The organism is Actinomadura sp. B10D3, assembly GCF_039871695.1.
GTDB lineage: Bacteria > Actinomycetota > Actinomycetes > Streptosporangiales > Streptosporangiaceae > Spirillospora > Spirillospora madurae.
On sequence record NZ_JBDPLY010000051.1, the window covers coordinates 12,662 to 31,623 of the forward strand.

Consider the following 18,962-nt stretch of genomic DNA (forward strand, 5'->3'; position numbering starts at 1 on the left):
GCGTGACCTGTCTCATCGCGCACGGATGAGGGGATGGTCGATCTCGTCACGCCGGAGGCGGGCGAGCGCGATGGCCAGTACGGCGACCGTCAGCGGGGCGACGGCTGCTATGAGGAAGACCGTCCGGCTTCCCCAGGCGGCAGCCGCCGGGCCGACCAGCGCCATGGACAGGGGGGCCGCGCTGAGCGAGACGAAGAAATCGAGGCTGGAGACACGGCCGAGCATGGCGGGCGGGACGCGCCGTTGCAGCAGGGTTCCCCAGATGACGCCCGCGCCGGAGGTGAGGGCGCCGCACAGGAAGATCGCGGCGATCATGACCCAGAGTTGGTCGGCCGCCCCGAGGACGGCGAGCGGAAGACAGCCTCCGCCCCAGGCCAGGAGCATCACGGACAGGTAGCGCCGGGGGAGGGGCAGTGCGGACATCGCGAGCGAGCCGCCCACCCCGCCGAGGCCGTAGCAGGCGAGAGCCAGCGCGAACGCCTGCGGCCCGCCCGCCCCCCGGTCGCGAATCGCGAACGGCAGCAGGATCTGGATCGGCCCGACGGTGACCAGGACGAGCGCGATGGCGAACGTCAGCGTGCTGACCAGCCACGGCGTCGTGAGCAGGTAGGCGAACCCGGCCCGCAAATCGCTCGCCGCCGACCGGGCAGGACCGTCCGGCCGCGCCACACGGCCGCGCGTCCCAGGCTCGTGCATGATGGCGGTGCATGTCGCGGCCAGGAGGTGCACGCCGGCGATACCGGCGAACGCCATGCTCGGCGCGAAGAGGCTGACCAGCGCGCTGGCCGCGCCCGGCCCGGCCGCCCGGATCAGCGTCGGCCTCAATACGCCCTCGATCCCGTTGGCGGCGAGCAGGTCGTCGTGTGGGACGACAGAGGGGACGAGGGCGGAGTAGGCGGGATAGAAGAACCCGTCCGCGATCCCGAGCACCACGGCGACCACGATGAGCTGTCCGGGAGTGAGCAGGTCCATGGTGGCGGTGGCCGCCACCGATCCGGCGGCCACCGCCTTGGCGGACTGGGCGAGCACGATGATGCGCTGCCGGGACGCGCGGTCGGCGACGACGCCTCCCGGCAGGGTGGTCGCGACCAGTGCGATGCTGCCCGCAGCGGCGATCAGGGAGAGTTCGGACGGACCCGCACCGATCGCGATCACCTGCCACACCGCCGCGACCGTCCACATGCCGCTGCCGGCCAGGCTCAGCGCGAGCGCGGTCGCCAGCAGCCGGTACTGACCCGTCCGGAACGGCCGGAGAGGTCGGGGAAGCCGGGCGTGCCTGGCCGCCGGATCGGTGTCGCCGGTGTTGTCGATGTCGGGTGTGCTGGTGGCCATGCCGCCTCTTTCAATGCGGAGCGATTTACTCCGCAGTGCACCTTAAGTGCGGAGTGAACTGCTCCGCAAGTAGGTAGACTCTCGCCATGACGAGTTCGCGTTCATGGCGCAGCGAGGAGGTCGCCCGAAACGACCGGGCGTTGCTGCGAGCGGCCCGCGAGGTGCTGGCAGTGGATGGCGCGCACGCGTCGGTGGCGTCGATCGCGGCCCGAGCCGGGCTCGGGGTCGGGTCCCTGTACCGGCGCTACCGCACGAAGGAGGAGTTGTTCAAGCGGCTGTGCCTGATCGCGCTGCGGGAATACCTCGACGCGGCGACGGAAGGCCTGGCCATGGACGATCCGTGGGAGGGCGTGATGCACTACGCGATGGCGTCGATCCGGTCGGGCCCGGCCTCGCTGGCGTCCGTGGCCGGCACCTTCGAGCTCACCGACGAGATGATCGAACTGGCCGGACAGAGCGACCGCGCGGTGAGCCGGCTCGTCGAGCGCGCACACCAGGCCAAAGTGCTCCGTGCCGGAGTGACCCCGGTCGATCTCGAGCTGCTCATCGAGCAACTCTCCAAGTCCCCGCTCCAGGAGCAGCTGCAGCGGCAGGGACGCACCGAACTGGACGACGCCGCCCGGAACGCGAGACAACGCGTCATCACCATCGCGCTCGATGGCCTCAGGGCCGTTCCCGCGGGACCGGTGCCCGGCCGGCCGCCCGGATACGAGCTGTTCGCCGTGAGATGGGCGCCTTCAGCAGACGGCGCCCAGCCCCCCGAGTGAAGGTCGATCAACGGAGACACGCGGTGGAAGCAGCCGCCTTGTCCTCGTTCGGGCCTTCAGAGGTGCTCCGCACCATCGAACTGGACAAACCTCACGCGCGAGCCGGGCACGTGCGTGTCCGGGGCAAGGTCGCCGGGGTCCGACCCTTCGACTGCGGCGTCCGCGAGGGGCGCTTCGCCCGCGCGCTTCCGAAGCCATGTCCGTGCAGGTGAGGGGCTCAACGCGGGCTTGATCAGTTGCGGAGCAGGCAGGCGGCCCGGAACCTGGTCATGGATCTGGAGGGCGCCGGCTGCCCTGATCCGCGACCGCGACGTCAAGTTCCCCGAACTGTTCGACGCCGTCCCGGCCGATGCCGGAATCCGGACGGTGTTGACCGGGATACGGATGCCGAGGATGAACGCGGTGGCGGTAACGGTGGGTGCAGACCTGCCGCCCCCGAGCTCCTCGACCGCACATTGATCTGGAACCAGCGGCACCTGAACATCCGAAGAACCCAACGCTTGGGTGCAATTCTCAACGAGTACGAACACGCCGCTTGACCTGTCAGGACGGGGTTTCGGCAGGGGCAGTCGAGCAGGGCGGCGCCACCGGTGATCAATGGAGTTTGTCATGTCTCAACTCTCGCCTTCCGGACCCTTCCCGACATCAGGATCGATACCGAGCGACCCCTGTTCCGCCCCCCCGGGGGGAAGGGGCGATCGGCGTTCCCTGGCCACCACAGTCGATCCATGTCCCGTAGAGCGGGATGAAATTCCTCACTGTGGGATATTGACGAGCCAGGCGTCGGGTGCCAAGCTGCAATGCACCAACTGATGGGAAAGCGTCCCATCCAACGGAATGCGAGGCTGTTCATGGCTCGTGAATCGGACAACGGGACGACCGGCGGCGTGAACGTCGTGCGGCGTGTGGTGTCGATCCTCGAGTCGTTCTCCGACGAGTCTCCAGAGCTGGGCATCGCAGAGCTCGCACGCTCCACTCAGCTCAGCACCTCGACCGTGCACCGGCTGGTGACCAGCCTGGAGCAGCACGGCATCCTCGATCACGGCCAGATCCGCGGCAAGTACCGGCTGGGGCTTCGGCTGTTCCAGTTCGGTGAGCTCGCCATCTCCAAGGTCAGTTACGTGGACCGGGCCAGTGACGTCCTCGCCGAGCTCACCCAGACGACCGGTGAGACGGCACACATGGGCGTGCTGCGCAACGATCTTGCGCTGTACGTCGCCAAAGTGGAGGGCTGGCGGTCACTACGGCTGCCGTCCCAGGTGGGAAAGATGGTCAGCCCGCACTGCTGTGCGATGGGCAAGTGCCTGCTCGCCTTCCTCGACGACACCGAGGCCAAGCGGATCATCGACGAGTTGGACTTCGCCCGCCATACCGAGCGGACCGTCGTCGACGCCGAACAGCTGATCGGCGAGCTGGCGCAGACTCGTGCGTCCGGCTGGGCCTACGACCGCGGTGAGCTCGAACTCGAGCTGGCCTGCGTGGCGGCGCCGATCTTCGACTACACCAACAAGATTGTCGCCGCGGTGAGCGTGTCAGGGCCGTTTCAGCGAGTCTGCGGTGACAGCGAAGAGGACTACCGCGCGGCGGTCGTGCGGGCCGGCCGGGAGATCTCCCGGCGCCTCGGTGCGCGCTGACGCCTTCGAGTGATCCCTCCTACCTCTGAATAGCTGACGACCGAGTTCTTCCGAGGAGGAGACTCGTATGCGTTCGTTCACATTCTTCCGACTGCTCGTGGCGGCGGTGCTGGTGACCGCTCCACTGGTCTCCTGCGGTGCCGGCTCGTCGTCCGGCGGTGACGACTCGACGGTCAAGATCGGCTTCGTCGGTTCGCTGAGCGGTTCCGGCGGCGTCTTCGCCCAGCAGAGCATCCAGTCGCTCAAGCTGGCGCTGGCCGAGATCGCCGAAGCAAAGGTGGTCGCCCGCAAGTTCGAAGTGGTGTATGCCGACGACGCGAGCGATCCGCGGACCTCGCACACCGTCTGTCAGCGCCTGGTGTTCCAGGACAAGGTCGACGTCGTTCTCGGTTTCCAGAACAGTGCGAACCGGGCCGGATGCCTGCCGGTCACCCAGCAGGGCCGCAACATCCCTTACCTCTACGCGACCGCGTACGAGGGCGGCCAATGCGGCAGCGGGTTCTTCGTCGACGACGGCGTGCCACGCCAGCAGGTCGGGCCGCTGATCGACTACATGGTCAAGGACCGGGCGGCGAAGAAGTGGTTCCTGGTCGGCAACGACTACGCCGCGGACCGGATTGCGCACAAGCACGCGATCGAACGGATCGGACAACTCGGCGGCCAGGCGCTCGGCGAGGAGTACGCGCCGATCGGAACCACGGACTGGACGCCGATCATCGCCAAGGTGATGGCCTCCGGAGCGGACACGCTGATGATCGATGCCGTCGGCAGTGACCTGATCGCGTTCATGAAGCAGTTCCGGGCCACCTCCGGCAACGCCCGGCTGCAGCTGGCCAGCTTCACGCCGCCGATCGGCGCCGGGAAAGTCGCCAAGGGCATCCATCTTTCGGCGAGCTACTTCCCAGCGCTGACCAACCCCCGCAACCAGGCCTATCTGGCCGGGCTCAAGAAGATGTTCGGCGCGAAGGCGCAGACCCCGTCGCTGCTCAGCGTGCCGACGTACGACTTCACCTGGCTGTACGCCAAGGCGCTGGCCAAGGCCGGGTCTGCGAAGCCGACCGCGGTCTCCAAGGCGATGCTGCAGGTCTCCTTCGACGGCCCGCGGGGCAAGATCCAGCTGAACAGCGAGGGGCACGTCACGATCCCGATGTACGTCGCTCTGCTGGCCGGTGACCCGCTCGAGGGCGGCGAGCAGATCGTCAAACGGTTCGACTCGGTCGAGCCCGGCCCGCAGTGCGCCGAGTGAGAGGTCCGCTGATGCTGACCTTGCTGAACGTGCTGTCTGCGGCGTCGATCCTTTTCCTGGTCGCGCTGGGGCTCGAGGTGATCCTCGGGATCATGGGAGTGATCAACATGGCTCACCCCGGCCTGATGGCCGTTGGGGCGTACGCGAGTCTGGAAGTCACCAGGCACGGTGCCGGGATCTGGGTCGCGATGCTGATCGCCGCGGCGGCGGTCGGGCTGCTCGGGGCGCTGATCGAGCCGCTGTTGCGGCGCCTGTACCACCGCCCGCTGGACACGATCCTGGCCACCTGGGGACTCTCGCTGGCGATCACCCAGCTGATCGTCCTGGCCTTCGGGCAGGCGCCGGTGCCGTTCGAGGGGCCTGGCGACGGGCTCACCAGCGTCGCGGGCACGGAATTCTCGTCCTACCGCCTGACGCTGATCGGACTGGCCGTCGCCTTCGGCCTCGTCCTCCAGGCTGTTGTGAGCTACACCCGGATGGGCCTGCTCGCGCGAGCCGTGATGGCCGACGAGAACCTGGCGCGCGGGCTGGGAATCAACACCTCGAGGGTCCGTATGGTGACCTTCGCGCTGGGTGCGGGGCTGGCCGGGCTATCAGGTGCGTTGATCGCACCGCTGGCACCACTGGAGCCCTACATGGGCGTCGGGTATCTGATTCCGGCGTTCCTGATCGTGCTGCTGGCCGGGCGCAGCGTCGCGGGGCTCGCGCTCGCGGTCGCCGTGCTGTCGACGACCCAGACAGTGGTGGCCCTGCATACCAGCTCGGTCGTGGCCGGCATCGTGCTGGTGGTCGTCGCCATGCTGCTCCTGCGGCTGCGCCCGCAGGGCTTGCTCCAGGGATCGGCGACATGATCGTCCAAGCTCTGTCCAGGCTGCGCGGACGTCCCGTTGTGGCGATCGCCGCGGTGTTCACGATCGCCGTCACGGCGACGATGAACAGCGGCTACTACCTGGTCCAGCTGCTCAGCGTGGCCTGCCTGTACGCCGTTCTGGCGATCAGTCTGGACCTGTGCTGGGGCTATGCCGGCATCCTGTCGCTCGGTCACGCCGTCTTCTTCGGCATCGGTGACTATTCGGTCGCGTACTTCGGTACGGCGCTCGGTCGCGGTGGTCAGGTGGTGCCCGATCCTTCCGTCCCGTCGATGCTGCTGGGTCTGGTCGCCGGACTGGTGATCGCGGGGGCGGTCGCGTTGCTCGTCGGTCTGCTCGCGTTCTCGGGGCCCTCATCGGATCCGCTGTTCCCGTCGGTGGTCACGTTGGCCCTCACCGTGATCGGGTACACGGTCGCGCTCGCTCTGGGCCGGCTCGGGAAGGACAGCGGGCTGTTCGGGTACCAGCTCTGGCCGGAACGTTCCACGGCCTGGTATGTCGGACTCGCCTTGCTGCTCCTGGTCGTGCTCGTGGCGGCGCGGACCCTGGTACGCAGCGACTTTGGCCTGCTGATGAAGGCGATCCGCGACAACGAGCTGCGTTGCAAGTTCCTCGGCTTCCCGACGTCGCGTGTGAAGCTTGCCGTGTTCGTGGGGTCTGCGTTGCTGGCCGCGCTGGCCGGGGGTGCGTACGGCGCCTACCAGGGTGTCGTCTCGCCGCCGATGCTCAACTTCCTGTTCGCGACCGAGATTCTGATCTGGGTCGCCGTCGGTGGCCGGGGCACCTTGTACGGCCCGCTGCTGGGTGCCGTGGTGCTGAACCTGCTCGGTGCCCGGTTGAGCGCCGACTTCCCGTTCGGCTGGCTGCTGGTGATGGGCGCTTTGCTGGTGCTGGTGGTCACCGTCGTACCCGACGGGCTCTATCCCGCCGTCGTGTCCGGTGTGCGCTGGTTGGTCGGGCCGCGACGCTCTGTCAGGTCGAAGTCTTCAGAACGTGATCTCGCACCGGCCGCTCCGCTCGACACCGACGAGCCGGTGTCGCTGCCCGGCACGACGGTCGTCGACGTCTCCGGCGTACGGCGGAATTTCGGCGCACTGCAGGTCCTGAAGGGAATCGACCTGACCGTCCGGGCCGGTGAGATCCTGTGCCTGGTCGGACCGAACGGCGCGGGCAAGACCACGCTGCTCGGCGTACTGTCGGACGGCACCGCCGAGTTCAGCGGGCAGATCGTGCTCCGGTTGCCACAGCGGACCGAGCTGACCGGACGGTCTCCGGCGCAGCTGGCCCGGCTCGGGATCGGGCGGAAATTCCAGGCTCCCAACCTGTTCGACGGCCTGACCGTCGCCGAAACCATGTGCCTCGCCGCTCGCCGCGGCCGTGTCCCCTCCCTCTGGCGGCGGAGCAGGCGGATCGAGGTCGATCCGGAGGCGCTGCGGGTTCTCGCGGCCTCCGGCCTGACCGAACGTCTCGATGCAGAGGTGTCCACCTTGACCCACGGACTCAAGCAGGCACTGGAACTGGCCGCGGCCGTTGCCCTGCGGCCGAAGCTGGTTCTGCTCGACGAGCCAACCGCGGGATTGACCGTCGAGGAGCGGGCGGTGGTCGGTGAGCTGCTCCGTGACCTGGTCGCGGCCGGGCTCACCGTGGTGCTGGTCGAGCACGATTTCGCCTTCGTCCGCGGTATCGCGGACCGCATGGCCGTGTTGCACGACGGCCAGACCACGGTGGTCGGCCCGGTGGCCGAGGTCGCCGACTCGCCGCTGGTGCGAGAGATCTACCTGGGAGTGGCCCAATGAGCCTGGTGATCGAGAAGCTGTCCGCCGGGTACGGGTCGGCCGTCGTCGTGCGTGACGTCGACCTGACCGTCCGCGCCGGCGAGTGCCACGCACTGCTCGGGCGCAACGGCATGGGCAAGACCACGCTGGTGAAGGCCGTCCTCGGCCTGCTTCCGCCGCGTTCGGGTTCCGTGGCTGTCGCCGGTGCGGACGTGACCGGCTGGGCGCCGCACCGGATCGTGCGGCGCGGGATCGGCTACGCGCCGCAGGAAGCGGCGTTGTTCGGCGACCTCACCGTCGCCGACAATCTGCGCGCCCAGTCGTCCGGCCGGCGGCTGCGGCCGACCGACCCTGATCACCCGATCCGGCACTTCCCGGTGCTGCTGAAGAGGCTCTCCCAGCGGGCCGGCACGTTGAGCGGCGGGGAACAGAAGATGCTCAACCTGGTCCGCGCTCTCAGCTGCCGGCCCGATGTCCTGATCCTCGACGAGATATCCGAGGGCCTGCAGCCCTCGGTGGTCGACCGGGTCCACGACCTGATCGCGGCCGAGCGGTCGCGCCGGGAGCTGACGGTGTTGCTGGTCGAGCAGAATCTCGAGTTCGCGCTGCGTCTGGCCGACACCGCCACGGTACTGGCCACCGGGCGGCTGCGGTTCACAGCGGCCGCGGCCGACCCGGCCACCAGGTCCCGCGTCCTCGAATCGTTCGCTCTGTGAGGAGGGTCGACGATGAACGGCTGGAACGAATGCCACGCCGGCCCGGAACCCCACGCCGGTACCGCGGCGCCGGCACTCCGGCGGCCTCGCGCTCACACCCCCCGACGCCCCGCGGACGGTCCGGACCGTTGCGGTCCCGGGACGGTCACCGCGGCCGGACGAGCGGGTTCTCGATGAATCGCGGTGACCGGGACCTGATCTGGCCGGCGCTCGACATCGACGGCGCTGTTGCCCTGCTGCGGTCCGGCAGAGTGGAGGGGACCGAGGTGGCAGCCGCCCACCGGCGCCGTGCCGCCGCGCTGGATCGCACGCTGAACGTGTCCACGGAGCTGTTGCCGCCGGGCCGTCAGAACAGCCGGGCGGTCTCACCCGACGGCATCACCCTGCGCGACATCCCGATCGCGGTGAAGGACAACCTCGCCGTCCGAGACTCGCCGTTGACGGCGGGGTGCGCGGCGCTCGATCCGGCACCGCAGAACGCCGACGCCACCGTCGTACGGCGTCTGCGCCGTCGCGGAGCCGACCTGGTCATGCGGACGAACCTGGACGAGCTCGCACTCGGCGGTATGACAACGAACCCACTCCATGGCCGGACGCTGAGTCCGTGGGACAAAGCGAGCGGCGTCGGCGGGTCCAGCGGGGGCTCCGCCGCCGCGGTGGCGGCCGGGATGTGCATGGCCGCGATCGGAACCGACACCGGAGGCTCGGTGCGCAACCCGGCCGCGCTGTGCGGCGTCGTCGGGTACAAGCCGTCGTACGGCGCCGTCGACACGGCCGGTGTCCTGCCGCTCGCCTGGAGCCTCGACACCGTCGGGATCCTCAGCCACACCGCTCAGGACGCACTGCTGGTGTTCCTCGCGATCGTCGATGATCGCTTCGTCGGCACGGATCGGGACCGGATGGCGTGGTCACGACGGTTCGCCACGGCGCCGAGCCGGCGCCCGCGGATCGGCGTGGTCCAGGAACTGTTCGACTCTGCCGAGGAGCCGACCCACAAGGAGTTCGCCCGGGCGCTCGAGCGGCTCGAGGCGGTGGCCGATCTCGGCGAGGTGCAGCTCGCCCGGCTCGACGACTCCCTGGTCGCGACGCAGCTCATTGTGGCGGCCGAAGCGGCGAGTGCCTTCCGCGTGCCGGCCGCAGATCGCTGGTCGAAGCTGGGAGACGCGGTCCGGGAACTACTGGAGGCCGGTGGACGGCTTTCCGCGGCCGACTATCTCGACGCGCAACGCCTGCGCCGAAGCGTTGTCGACGAGACCGCCGGTGCGGTCGACGGGTTCGATGCGGTGATCAGCCCGACGACCGGGTTCTGTCCGGGCCCCGCCGCGCTCGCCGCAGCAGGGCTCGGCGGTGGCGCGCTTTGGCGGCTCGCCACTCGGTACACCTGCCTGTGGAACCTCACCGGCAGTCCCGTAGCCGCGTTGCCCTGCGGCTTCACCGACGACGGGTTCCCGCTGTCCCTGCAGATTGCCTGCCCGCCCGGCCGGGACCTGCACTGCCTGCGCGTCGCCAAGCTGATCGAAGGGGCCCTCGGCATCGACCGGTCCCGGCTCGAACCCACCTGGGTGCGCACCCACATCGACGAGGCGGACGGGCATCAGGCCCGGAGAGGTGGTTACTGATGGATCGAGTGATCGGCGTCGACGTGTTCACCTTGAACGCGCCCGTACCACCCTTCTCGGACGCCCGGCACGACGTCCGGGAGCGCGAGGTGATGTGGGTTCGGATCCGCACCGCGGACGGGATCGAAGGCTGGGGTGAGGCGGCCGTGTGGGGCGGGCCGGCCGAGGTGACCGCGGCGATCCTGAAGACGGAACTGGCCCCGATGGTGCTGGGTGAGGATCCGGCCAAGATCCATTTCCTGTGGGAGAAGCTCTACCAGCACACCGCGCAGCACGGCCGGCGTGGTGCGGTGGTGGCCGCGATGGGGTCGATCGACATCGCGCTGTGGGATGTCCTCGGTCAGCGCTGCGGGGTGTCGCTGGCGACCTTGCTCGGACGGCACTCGGACGACGTGCTGCCCTATGCGAGCGCCGGATTCTATGCCCCAGGCAAGGATCTGGCCGCCCTCGGTGCCGAGTTCAAGGGGCTCCGGGACCTCGGGTTCCGGGCCTTCAAGATGAAGGTCGGCCGGCAGCGGCGGGAGTGGTCGCGGGTCTGGGAACGGACCGGCACGGTGGGCCTCGCAGACGACGTCGAGCGGGTCTTCGCGGTCCGGGAGGCGATCGGGCCGGACGCGTTGCTGATGGTCGACGCCAACACCGAATGGGATCTGCCGACCGCCGTGCGGTTCCTGCGCGATATCGAACCGGCCCGGCCGTTCTTCATCGAGGAGCCGGTCAGTCCCGATCTGTACCACCAGGCCGCGGAGATCCGGCGTAAGACCGACTGCCGGGTGGCCGGGTTCGAGACCGAGTACACCCGGTTCGCGTACCGTGAGCTGCTCGCTGCCGGGGCCGTCGACGTGGTCCAGCCCGATCCTTGCTGGTGTGGCGGTTTGAGCGAAGCCCGGCGGATCGCCGCGATGGCCGCGGCCTACGGCCGGTTGTGCGTGCCGCACTCGATCTCGAGCGCCTTCTCGTTCCTGATCAGCGCGCAGTTCGTCGCGTCGCTCGAGAACGGCTTCCTGGTCGAGTGGGACGCCACGGGCAGTCCGTGGATGGACCGGTATCTGCACCCGGGACTGCTGACCGCCGACGGCCGGTTCGCCGTGCCTGACCGGCCCGGGCACGGTTTCCGGCCTGACCTGGACGAGCTGGGCGAGGCGGTGACCGAGCTATGAGGAGGGCACCCGTGATCGCGATCGCCTCGATATTCCAGGAGAGCAACGGATTCGCGGGCATCAAGTGCGAGCTGGCGGACTTCGAGGCGCTGACGCTGCTGGAAAGCGACGACATCCGTGCCCTGGCGGGCTCGTCGTCCGAGGTCGGTGGCGCACTGCGGACGCTGTCGCGTGCCGGCGGCCGGATCGTCCCCACCCTCGTGGCCCGGGCGGCGCCCGGCGGTGTCCTGGCCGCGGAGTGCTGGCGGGAGTTGCGCGACCGGGTGCTGAACCGGCTGCGCCGGGCCGGCCCGGTCCAGGGGGTGATCCTGGCGATGCACGGCTCAATGGTCGCCGAGGGCACCGATGATCCGGAAGGCGAGCTGCTCGAACTGGTTCGCGAGCTGACCGGCCCGGACGTGCCGGTGGTCGCCACGCTGGACATGCACGCGAACATCACGGCCAGGATGCTGCGTCACGCGACCGCGCTGATCCCGTACCACTGCTATCCGCACGACGACACCTTCGAGATCGGCTGCCGCGCCGCCGACCTGGTCCTGCGGATCGCGGCCGGCGAGCCGGCACCCGGGATGAGCTTCGTCCGGCTGCCGATGCTGACGCCGGCCGCCAAGGCACAGACCATCGGCGACGGGCCGATGGCGTGGCTGACCAGGCTCGCGCGCGAGGCCCGCGAATTGTTCGGGCTGGAGGATGTCGCTGTCGTTCACGTCCATCCGCACAACGACCTGCCGGAGATGGGTAACGGCGTCCTGACACTCGGCGGGAATGAGGCCGAGCGGCACGCCGCGATGACCAAGGTCGCGCAGGCGTACTGGGACTGCCGGTTCGAGCTGGAGGCCGACCTCTTCTCGGTCGCGGACGCGGTCGGGGCCGCCGACGACGGCCGAACCGCGGTGATCGCGGACTGGAGTGACTGCGTCGGAGGCGGCGCCGCCGGCGACAGTGTGTGGCCACTGCGCGGGCTGATGGAGCTCGATCTCGGCGGGGAGGCGCACGTGTGCGTCGTCGACCCGGAGGCGGCCGCAGCGTGTCTGGCGGCGGGCGCGGGCGCGACAGTCGAGCTGACGGTCGGCCACCGCCTCGATCCTGCCTGGGGTGCTCCGGTGGCGGTCCGAGGCGTGGTGGAGGCGACCCGGCCGGATGCCACCTTCAGGTACGCCGGCGGTCTGTACGGCGGTGCCCTGGGCCGGATGGGGGATTCGGCGGTGATCCGGATCGGGCCCTGGATCAGGCTGCTGATCACGAGTCTGCGCACGTACGAGTGGCGTGGCGAGCAGTATGCGGCGATGGGGTTCGACCCGGCTCGGGCCCGGTACATCGTGGTCAAGAATCCGATGAACTTCCGGCCGACGTACAAGCAGTGGACCGAACTCTTCGTGCCGGTCAGTTTGCCCGGGGCGACCACTCCGGCACTGCGGCAGCTGACCTACCGGCGACTGCCCCGGCCGTGTTTCCCCCTGGAGCTGCGATCGAACTCCGATCCGGCACCACTCACCTTTCTCAGCGCCGCCTCGGTCGAATCGGGAGAACACGGATGAAGGTCGCCATCCTCGGATCCGGCAACATCGGCACCGACCTGATGTACAAGCTCGATCGTTCGGAGTTGCTCGACGTGGTCCTGATGGCAGGCATCGACGAACGCTCCGAGGGACTCGCCCTGGCCCGTGAGCGCGGTCATCGCACCGCCACGACCGGCGCGGACGCGATCCTGGCCCTGGCCGAGCCGCCCGGCATCGTCTTCGACGCCACGTCGGCCGCGGCGCATCGCAAGCATGCACCGAAACTCACCGTCGCCGGGGTCGGTCACATAGTCGACCTGACGCCGGCCGCGCTCGGACCGTATGTCTTCCCGACCGTGAATCTCGACCAGCACCTGGACGAGCCGAATCTGAACCTGGTCTCTTGCGCCTCGCAGGCCACGGTCCCTCTCGTGGTGGCGATGGGCCGGGTCGGCCGGCTCGGGTACGTCGAGACGGTCTCGACGGTCGCCAGCCGCAGCGCCGGACCGGGAACCCGGGCCAACATCAACGAGTTCACTCACAAGACCGGCAACGCATTGGAGACGATGGGCGGCGCCACCCTCGGAAAGGCGATCATCCTGCTCAACCCCGGCGACCCGCCACCGGTGATGCGCAACACGATCTACGTGGAGTTCGGTGCCGACGTGGGCGAGGCCGAGATCGAACGGCACCTGCGCGACGAGGTCGCCCGGATCCAGGTCTACGCGCCAGGGTTCCGGCTGCGCGGATTCGTCGCCAAACCGACGTCGGTCACCATCTTCACCGAGGTCGCCGGGTCGGGGGACTACCTGCCCATGTACGCAGGCAACCTGGACATCATCACCTCCGCGGCACGCGCCGTCGGGGAACGGATCGTCGTCACCCGCGACGAGCGAGGAGACGCTCGATGACCGGATATGTCACCTATCTCGACACCACCCTTCGCGACGGCAGCCACGCCCTCGACCACGAGCTGTCGACCGAGCTGGTCCACACCGTCACCGGCGACCTGGCCCGGGCCGGGGTGCGCTACGTCGAGGTCGGGCACGGAGCGGGGCTGGGCGGATCGTCACTGCTGATGGGCAAGTCGAGTGCCTCCGACATCGAGCTGCTCGACGCCGCGGCCGCGGCCGGCGACGACGTCGTACTCACCGCCCTCCTCGTCCCGGGCTTCGGCACGCTGGAGGAGCTGCAGCTCGCCGTCGAGCACGGTGTCAGGGCGGTGCGAGTCGCCACCCACGCGACCGAGGCCGATGCCGGCCTGCAGCACCTCACGGCCGCCCGCGACTACGGCCTGCTGGCGATCGGGTTCCTGATGATGGCGCACAGCGCCGACCCGGAATCGATCGCGGCCCAGGCGGCGATGATGGAGGACGCGGGGGCACAGGTGATCTACCTGGCGGACTCGGCCGGCAACATGCTCGGTGACGACGTACGGGCCCGGGTCGGCGCGGTCCGCAATCGGGTCGGTTGCGAGATCGGCCTGCACATGCACAACAACCTCGGCGTCGCGGTGTCCAATTCGCTGGCGGGTGTCGAGGAGGGCGTGACGTGGATCGACGGCTCGCTGGGTGGACTGGGTGCCGGCGCCGGCAACACACCGGGTGAGGTGCTGGCCGTCGTCCTGCAGCGGCTGGGACTGCAGGCAGGGATCGACGTCGACGTCTTGATGGATTCGGCCGAGCAGGTGGTGCGCCCGGCGATGAAACATCCGCAGATCATCGACCGGGAGAGTCTGGTGATCGGCGACGCCGGTGTCTACTCCAGTTTCCTCGGCAAGGCGCAAAAGCTCGGCAAGGAGTACGGCGTTTCACCGCGCGAACTCCTGATCCAGGCCGGCCGGCTGAACGCGGTCGCGGGGCAGGAGGATCTGCTCGAGGACCTTGCGATCGGGCTGTTCCGCCTGCGCGAACAACCGGCTGGCAGTTGAGCCGGGCCGTCTCGCGCGGGATTCTGAGGACTTTCACGGAACCCGGACGATAGAACGATTGAGCAAACAGTCCCGATGCTTCTACGTGCTGACCATCAACTTCATCGAATACGTGCCGGCCTGCTTCGCTCAGGACGTCGTGGAGCGGGCATGGCGTTTCCGGAATGCGGCGGTTCGGGCACGGTTTTGGCAGGTGATCGAGCAGTAACGACGGTCGCGTGTGGGTGAGGTGTCGACATAGACGTCGGCGCAGTTGTGGGCGACGCAGGTGCCGAGGCGTCCGAAGCCGTTCTTTCCGAGGTGGTCGCGGATCGCCAATGCCGCTGCGCCCGCCAGGGCGTGCTCGGGTTTGTCGGTGGACCAGCCGGCCACCATGTGATTGTCGACAAGGGTCGTCGTTGGATACACGCTGGCGGCGCTGAGGATCTTGGTGACCCGCCTGGCGCACTCGTACGGACTGGCGGTAGCGAAGATCGGATAGAGGCGATCGGCGACCTGCTGAAGCGTCTCCGCATGGAGCTCACGGATGAGCTCGTCTGGGATACCCAGCGGGAGTCCCTTGGCTGTGGGGAACGGTTGGTCCTGCTCACCGGCGGCTGCGCGGGGCACGGTGCCCCACTCGTTCACCAAGTCGACCAGCGATGCGGGTGGCATGGCCTCGACGATCACCGGTTTGTCTGCGATGCCCTTCCTCGTCCCCGCCATGCCATCAGTGTAACGCACTGACCCGAAACCTCCCGTTGCGGGTCGAGGTCGAGCTGCCGTAACGTACTGTCTCGCGCTAGCACGTTACGAAGATGTCGATGTCTGCCATCGGAGTCACTTGTATGTCTCGTCGCCCGGCCGTGCTTCTTGCCATCACCGAGGACTCATCGAGGTCTGCGCCTCGGTCCCTCATGACGTCCGGCCGTGGGGGCAACCGATGCTCACTCCGAGGAGTTTGCCTCCGCTGCCACGGCGGTCCGTCGGCATCTTTAGATCGACCGCGCGTGTGAGGGGATGGCCCGCTGCCTCCGCTCTCTCAGAGGGAAGTCTTCCATCGGGCAAACATTGATCTCCGGCAGCTCGAAATTGACCTGACCTGCAGTTCTTCCATCTGCGGTCGTTCAGGGCGCGTAAGCCTCATCGGACCTTCGGTCACTGGCAGGTCGGCTGGGCTCTTCTATGCGTCGGACTATGAATCGAAGGAACTATTAAGGCTATTTTCGTTGCTGCCGCCGCAACGGCGGCGGCGCCTTCCCGGTGGAGCAGTCATTTTTTCCTCGTTATCTTCCAGAATGTCGAGGCGCATCAACCTTGATCACGGGATCTCGACTTGCCTGGTGAATTCGAGGATGACTGAAATGTTAATTGAAGAATTTTCCTGCGCTCGAAAGGAAGAGGCGATGTGGGTGGTCTACATGTTCGATGTGCCATCAGAAACTCCCGTTCGAGGGGTTTCCTGGCGATAAAAACATGCTGCTGTGAGCTGTCAATGCGAGAATCGCGTTCACGCTAAGAATTCTGAGAGAGTGCGTATATTTGTATTCTAGGGAGTGGTCAAAATCAGTGGTCGGCAAAGAAATGCTGCAAGGAGGGTCGGGATACCCTGGGGTCGACCTGCATGGTCGTCTCTGGGAAAAACCGCCGCGAGATCAAGTACATGTACGAGAAAAGCATCCTCCGGGGCGGGATCCGTTCGTTGCAGTTCTTGGCTCGAGTGGGTTTCGGGCCAGTTGGCAGGCTGGTCTTGCCCATGTGCTGGAGGAGGTCGGTGACCCGGTTCGCTGGGATCTGGCTTCGGGCGGCACCATCCCGGGACTCGCGGCTGCGGCCGGGCTGAGCAGGCACTGGCGTCGTATCGCGAACGCCGGTGTTCCAACGCACAAGATCCTCAAAGCGGCGTCTGGGCTTCGATGGTTCGAGCGCAAGAATCTTGACCTCGCCGGTGTCTTCGATATGACCGAGGTCGAGCAGTGGCTGGCTGCTTGGCTGGCATGGTCCGGGGTACGAACCTTTCGAGACCTGCGTTACGGCCCCGAGGAGTTCGCGCCCACCGGTGTCTCCCATCGAGCTGGAATATGTGTCTCGATGTGGCGAACCGACAAGCCGTTTCCGACGCGTTGCACGAGCTCCCAATTGCGCGATCCAGAATTCATTCATCGTGCCTTCCGGTGGGCCTTCTTCAGTCGACAGTTTCCTTGGCGGAGATTTCGGCATGTGTGGGTGCCCGACACTATCGGGGAACATCTTCCCTGGCTGAAAAGTGAGATCGACGACCACAGTCCGGCTTTCTGGGCGCGAGTGTCCATGAGTCAGTGGCCAGCCTGTCTCCCCACGGTACTGCAGGATCCCGAAACTCTGCACCTGGTATTTCTTGCCGACGGTGGCCACATAGACAATCAACCAAGTCTGTTCAATGACGGTCACCCGCCTCCCCTTCCGCTGCTCAATCCGAGGCTGGCGCAGAATCGACGGCAGAGCAGGCCCGGTCAACAGCACAGTGACTCACGACGCATGCCGTTCGGTAAGGTCGTCCGCTTCGAAGTGACACCGGAAACAAACTTCGGATCACTTCAGGCCGATGGGTTGACTCTTGTCGATCGGGACGCCATGTGGCGGAGGGGTGTCCTCCAAGGCAGGCAGAGACTTCCCGGCGAGTTCGCCGAGCTGCTCCAGCAGCACGCTGAAGTACGCGAGCAAGGACAGCTGGGAAAGAGAGTCGTCATCGAAGTACCCGGGTTTCATGGTTTTCAGGCGATTGCGGCTGCGAGACGACCGGCAACTAGACGGGTCTTTGATCACCGCAGCTAGAATTGCTTGTGTGATCAAAATCAAAGAACAAGATGGCCAATCAGAAAAGGGACCTTGCGGTGAATGGTTCGCGTGTTCTGTCCTTGGGGCATTATCAGCCCGACCAGGTATTGACGAATGGGGATCTCGCCGCTCGGCTGGATACCAGTGATGAGTGGATTACTCGCCGGGTGGGGATCCGCCAGCGGCGTATCGCTGCTACCGGGGAGACGGTGGATCAGATGGCCGCTCGCGCGGGAGCCGATGCGCTGGACAGAAGTGGTCTGCCCTTGGACTCCATAGATCTGGTCGTGGTCGCTACCTGTACGGCGATCGACAGCACTCCGAACATGGCCGCTCGTGTGGCGGCGGACCTTCACTTGCGCAACTGTGCGGTCATCGACGTGAACACGGCCTGTTCGGGTTTTGCTCATGCGCTGGCGATCGCTGATCACAGCATCCGGGCGGGGGCGGCCAGGCATGCGCTGGTGATCGGGGCCGACAAGCTCAGTGATGTCGTGGATTGGGACGACCGATCGGTCAGTGTGCTGGTCGGCGACGGTGCGGGAGCCGCGGTCGTCGGTCCTGCGGCGAGTCAAGGCATCGGCCCGGTGGTGTGGGGTTCGGCCCCGGAAAAGGCCAGGGCGATCCTCATCGAGGGGAACCCTCTGCGCTTCACCCAGGACGGGACCACGGTCTTCCGATGGGCCGTCACCGAAATGGCCCGGCATGCACGCGCTGCCTGTGACCTTGCCGGCATCCCACCCGCCGATCTGGCCGCCGTGGTCTTCCATCAGGCGAACCTGCGGATCATCGAGAAACTCGCTGCCCAACTCGGCGCGATCAACGCGATCGTGGCCACCGATGTCGAGGAATCGGGCAACACCTCGGCGGCCAGCATCCCCCTGGCACTGTCCAAGCTCCTCGAACAACAACGTATCCCACCGGGCGCGCCCGTACTCCTCTTCGGCTTCGGCGGCGGATTGGCTTATGCTGGCCAGGTAATTCTTTCTCCTGCCCGCCTTGGGGCGGCAGGAAAGGGTGAAGTATTTGATGATTCACCATCGGACTTTCGGTTGGTGTGAACGACGAGGCCTATTGAGGTCGTTCCATTGAAGCCTTAATATTGGAGGAGGATTCTTGACCCTGGCCAGGGTGTTCGAGCGGCTTGTCGGGTCTGAGGTGCCATTGGCGTTCTCGGCGTTCGATGGGTTTCGAATGGGGCGGCCCGGTACTGGAATTGGGATTGAGGTGCGGTTCGCCGTCCGCGGTGTCATATCTGGTGCATTCGCCGAATGCGCTTGGGTTGGCTCGTGCGTACGTGGGCGGGCATCTTGATGTCAGCGGGGACGTGTACACCGCGTTGTACACGATGCAGCAGCTGGTCGGTGAGGCGCCGCCTCTGGGTGACAAGGTGAAGGTTCTCGCCGAGGTCATGCGGAGCCCGGTCATGCGTGCGGCGGTGTTCAGGCGGCCGGCGCCGCCGCCGCAGGAAGCGCCCTTCAGCAGGGTCCCAGCAGGGACCCGGCAAAGTCGTGAAAAGAGGGTGTGACCTGGGGTTGTCGTTCATGTGGTCTGGAGCAGTGTGACGGTGCGTTGCGGGTCGCGGGCGTGGTGCCGGTTGGCAGCGGCGATGTTGTCGT

17 protein-coding genes are annotated in these 18,962 nt (G+C 67.2%); 12 read left to right on the top strand and 5 right to left on the bottom strand.

Annotated features, from left to right (window positions below):
- Positions 1–12 precede the first annotated feature (12 nt).
- Positions 13–1,332: an MFS transporter gene (locus ABGB11_RS41040; RefSeq protein ID WP_347641043.1), complete on the bottom strand. Its 1,320-nt coding sequence runs from the start codon at positions 1,330–1,332 to the stop codon at positions 13–15.
- 86 nt (positions 1,333–1,418) lie between these two features.
- Between ABGB11_RS41040 and ABGB11_RS41045 the strand changes: the two genes are divergently transcribed.
- Positions 1,419–2,099 carry a helix-turn-helix domain-containing protein gene (locus ABGB11_RS41045; RefSeq protein ID WP_347641044.1) on the top strand — a complete coding sequence of 227 codons (681 nt, stop codon included), beginning with the start codon at positions 1,419–1,421 and terminating at the stop codon, positions 2,097–2,099.
- 56 nt (positions 2,100–2,155) lie between these two features.
- Here the strand turns inward: ABGB11_RS41045 and ABGB11_RS41050 are convergent, their stop codons facing one another.
- Positions 2,156–2,629 carry a hypothetical protein gene (locus ABGB11_RS41050; RefSeq protein ID WP_347641046.1) on the bottom strand — a complete coding sequence of 158 codons (474 nt, stop codon included), beginning with the start codon at positions 2,627–2,629 and terminating at the stop codon, positions 2,156–2,158.
- Positions 2,630–2,986: 357 nt separating this feature from the next.
- Here ABGB11_RS41050 and ABGB11_RS41055 point away from each other — a divergent pair, with 357 nt between their 5' ends.
- From ABGB11_RS41055 to dmpG, 10 genes are all read left to right on the top strand, one after another.
- Complete coding sequence (locus tag ABGB11_RS41055) at positions 2,987–3,733, top strand: IclR family transcriptional regulator (protein ID WP_347641048.1); 747 nt, start codon at positions 2,987–2,989, stop codon at positions 3,731–3,733.
- A gap of 97 nt (positions 3,734–3,830) precedes the next feature.
- Positions 3,831–4,979 (top strand): ABC transporter substrate-binding protein, encoded by a 1,149-nt coding sequence (locus ABGB11_RS41060; protein WP_347641049.1) that lies wholly within the window; start codon positions 3,831–3,833, stop codon positions 4,977–4,979.
- An 11-nt stretch (positions 4,980–4,990) separates the two neighbouring features.
- On the top strand, positions 4,991–5,830 hold the full coding sequence (locus ABGB11_RS41065) for a branched-chain amino acid ABC transporter permease (protein WP_347641051.1): 840 nt from the start codon (positions 4,991–4,993) through the stop codon (positions 5,828–5,830).
- A complete protein-coding gene (locus ABGB11_RS41070) occupies positions 5,827–7,644 on the top strand; it encodes an ATP-binding cassette domain-containing protein (protein WP_347641053.1) in 1,818 nt (605 codons plus the stop codon). Before ABGB11_RS41065 ends, ABGB11_RS41070 begins: the two co-directional genes overlap by 4 nt.
- Complete coding sequence (locus tag ABGB11_RS41075; RefSeq protein WP_347641054.1) at positions 7,641–8,339, top strand: ABC transporter ATP-binding protein; 699 nt, start codon at positions 7,641–7,643, stop codon at positions 8,337–8,339. The genes ABGB11_RS41070 and ABGB11_RS41075 overlap by 4 nt, the downstream gene beginning before the upstream one ends.
- 173 nt (positions 8,340–8,512) lie before the next feature.
- The gene (locus ABGB11_RS41080) at positions 8,513–9,958 is read left to right on the top strand and encodes an amidase (RefSeq protein ID WP_347641055.1); all 1,446 of its coding nucleotides are present in this window, start codon (positions 8,513–8,515) and stop codon (positions 9,956–9,958) included.
- A complete protein-coding gene (locus ABGB11_RS41085; RefSeq protein ID WP_347641056.1) occupies positions 9,958–11,118 on the top strand; it encodes a mandelate racemase/muconate lactonizing enzyme family protein in 1,161 nt (386 codons plus the stop codon). The genes ABGB11_RS41080 and ABGB11_RS41085 overlap by 1 nt, the downstream gene beginning before the upstream one ends.
- Positions 11,119–11,129: 11 nt before the next feature.
- A complete protein-coding gene (locus ABGB11_RS41090) occupies positions 11,130–12,656 on the top strand; it encodes a M81 family metallopeptidase (RefSeq protein WP_347641057.1) in 1,527 nt (508 codons plus the stop codon).
- On the top strand, positions 12,653–13,528 hold the full coding sequence (locus ABGB11_RS41095; RefSeq protein WP_347641058.1) for an acetaldehyde dehydrogenase (acetylating): 876 nt from the start codon (positions 12,653–12,655) through the stop codon (positions 13,526–13,528). Before ABGB11_RS41090 ends, ABGB11_RS41095 begins: the two co-directional genes overlap by 4 nt.
- On the top strand, positions 13,525–14,547 hold the full coding sequence (gene dmpG / locus ABGB11_RS41100; protein WP_347641060.1) for a 4-hydroxy-2-oxovalerate aldolase: 1,023 nt from the start codon (positions 13,525–13,527) through the stop codon (positions 14,545–14,547). The genes ABGB11_RS41095 and dmpG overlap by 4 nt, the downstream gene beginning before the upstream one ends.
- 129 nt (positions 14,548–14,676) lie before the next feature.
- On the opposite strand, the gene ABGB11_RS41105 is transcribed toward dmpG, so the two are convergent.
- The 3 genes from ABGB11_RS41105 to ABGB11_RS41115 all read right to left on the bottom strand — a co-directional run bounded on the left by ABGB11_RS41105 (position 14,677) and on the right by ABGB11_RS41115 (position 17,274).
- On the bottom strand, positions 14,677–15,252 hold the full coding sequence (locus ABGB11_RS41105; protein ID WP_347641061.1) for a CGNR zinc finger domain-containing protein: 576 nt from the start codon (positions 15,250–15,252) through the stop codon (positions 14,677–14,679).
- Positions 15,253–16,092: 840 nt separating this feature from the next.
- Positions 16,093–16,956 (bottom strand): hypothetical protein, encoded by an 864-nt coding sequence (locus ABGB11_RS41110; protein WP_347641063.1) that lies wholly within the window; start codon positions 16,954–16,956, stop codon positions 16,093–16,095.
- A 141-nt stretch (positions 16,957–17,097) separates the two neighbouring features.
- Entirely contained in the window at positions 17,098–17,274 is a 177-nt protein-coding gene (locus ABGB11_RS41115) for a hypothetical protein (RefSeq protein ID WP_347641064.1), read from the bottom strand.
- 98 nt (positions 17,275–17,372) lie between these two features.
- Here ABGB11_RS41115 and ABGB11_RS41120 point away from each other — a divergent pair, with 98 nt between their 5' ends.
- A complete protein-coding gene (locus ABGB11_RS41120) occupies positions 17,373–18,404 on the top strand; it encodes a beta-ketoacyl-ACP synthase III (RefSeq protein ID WP_347641065.1) in 1,032 nt (343 codons plus the stop codon).
- Positions 18,405–18,962 lie beyond the last annotated feature (558 nt).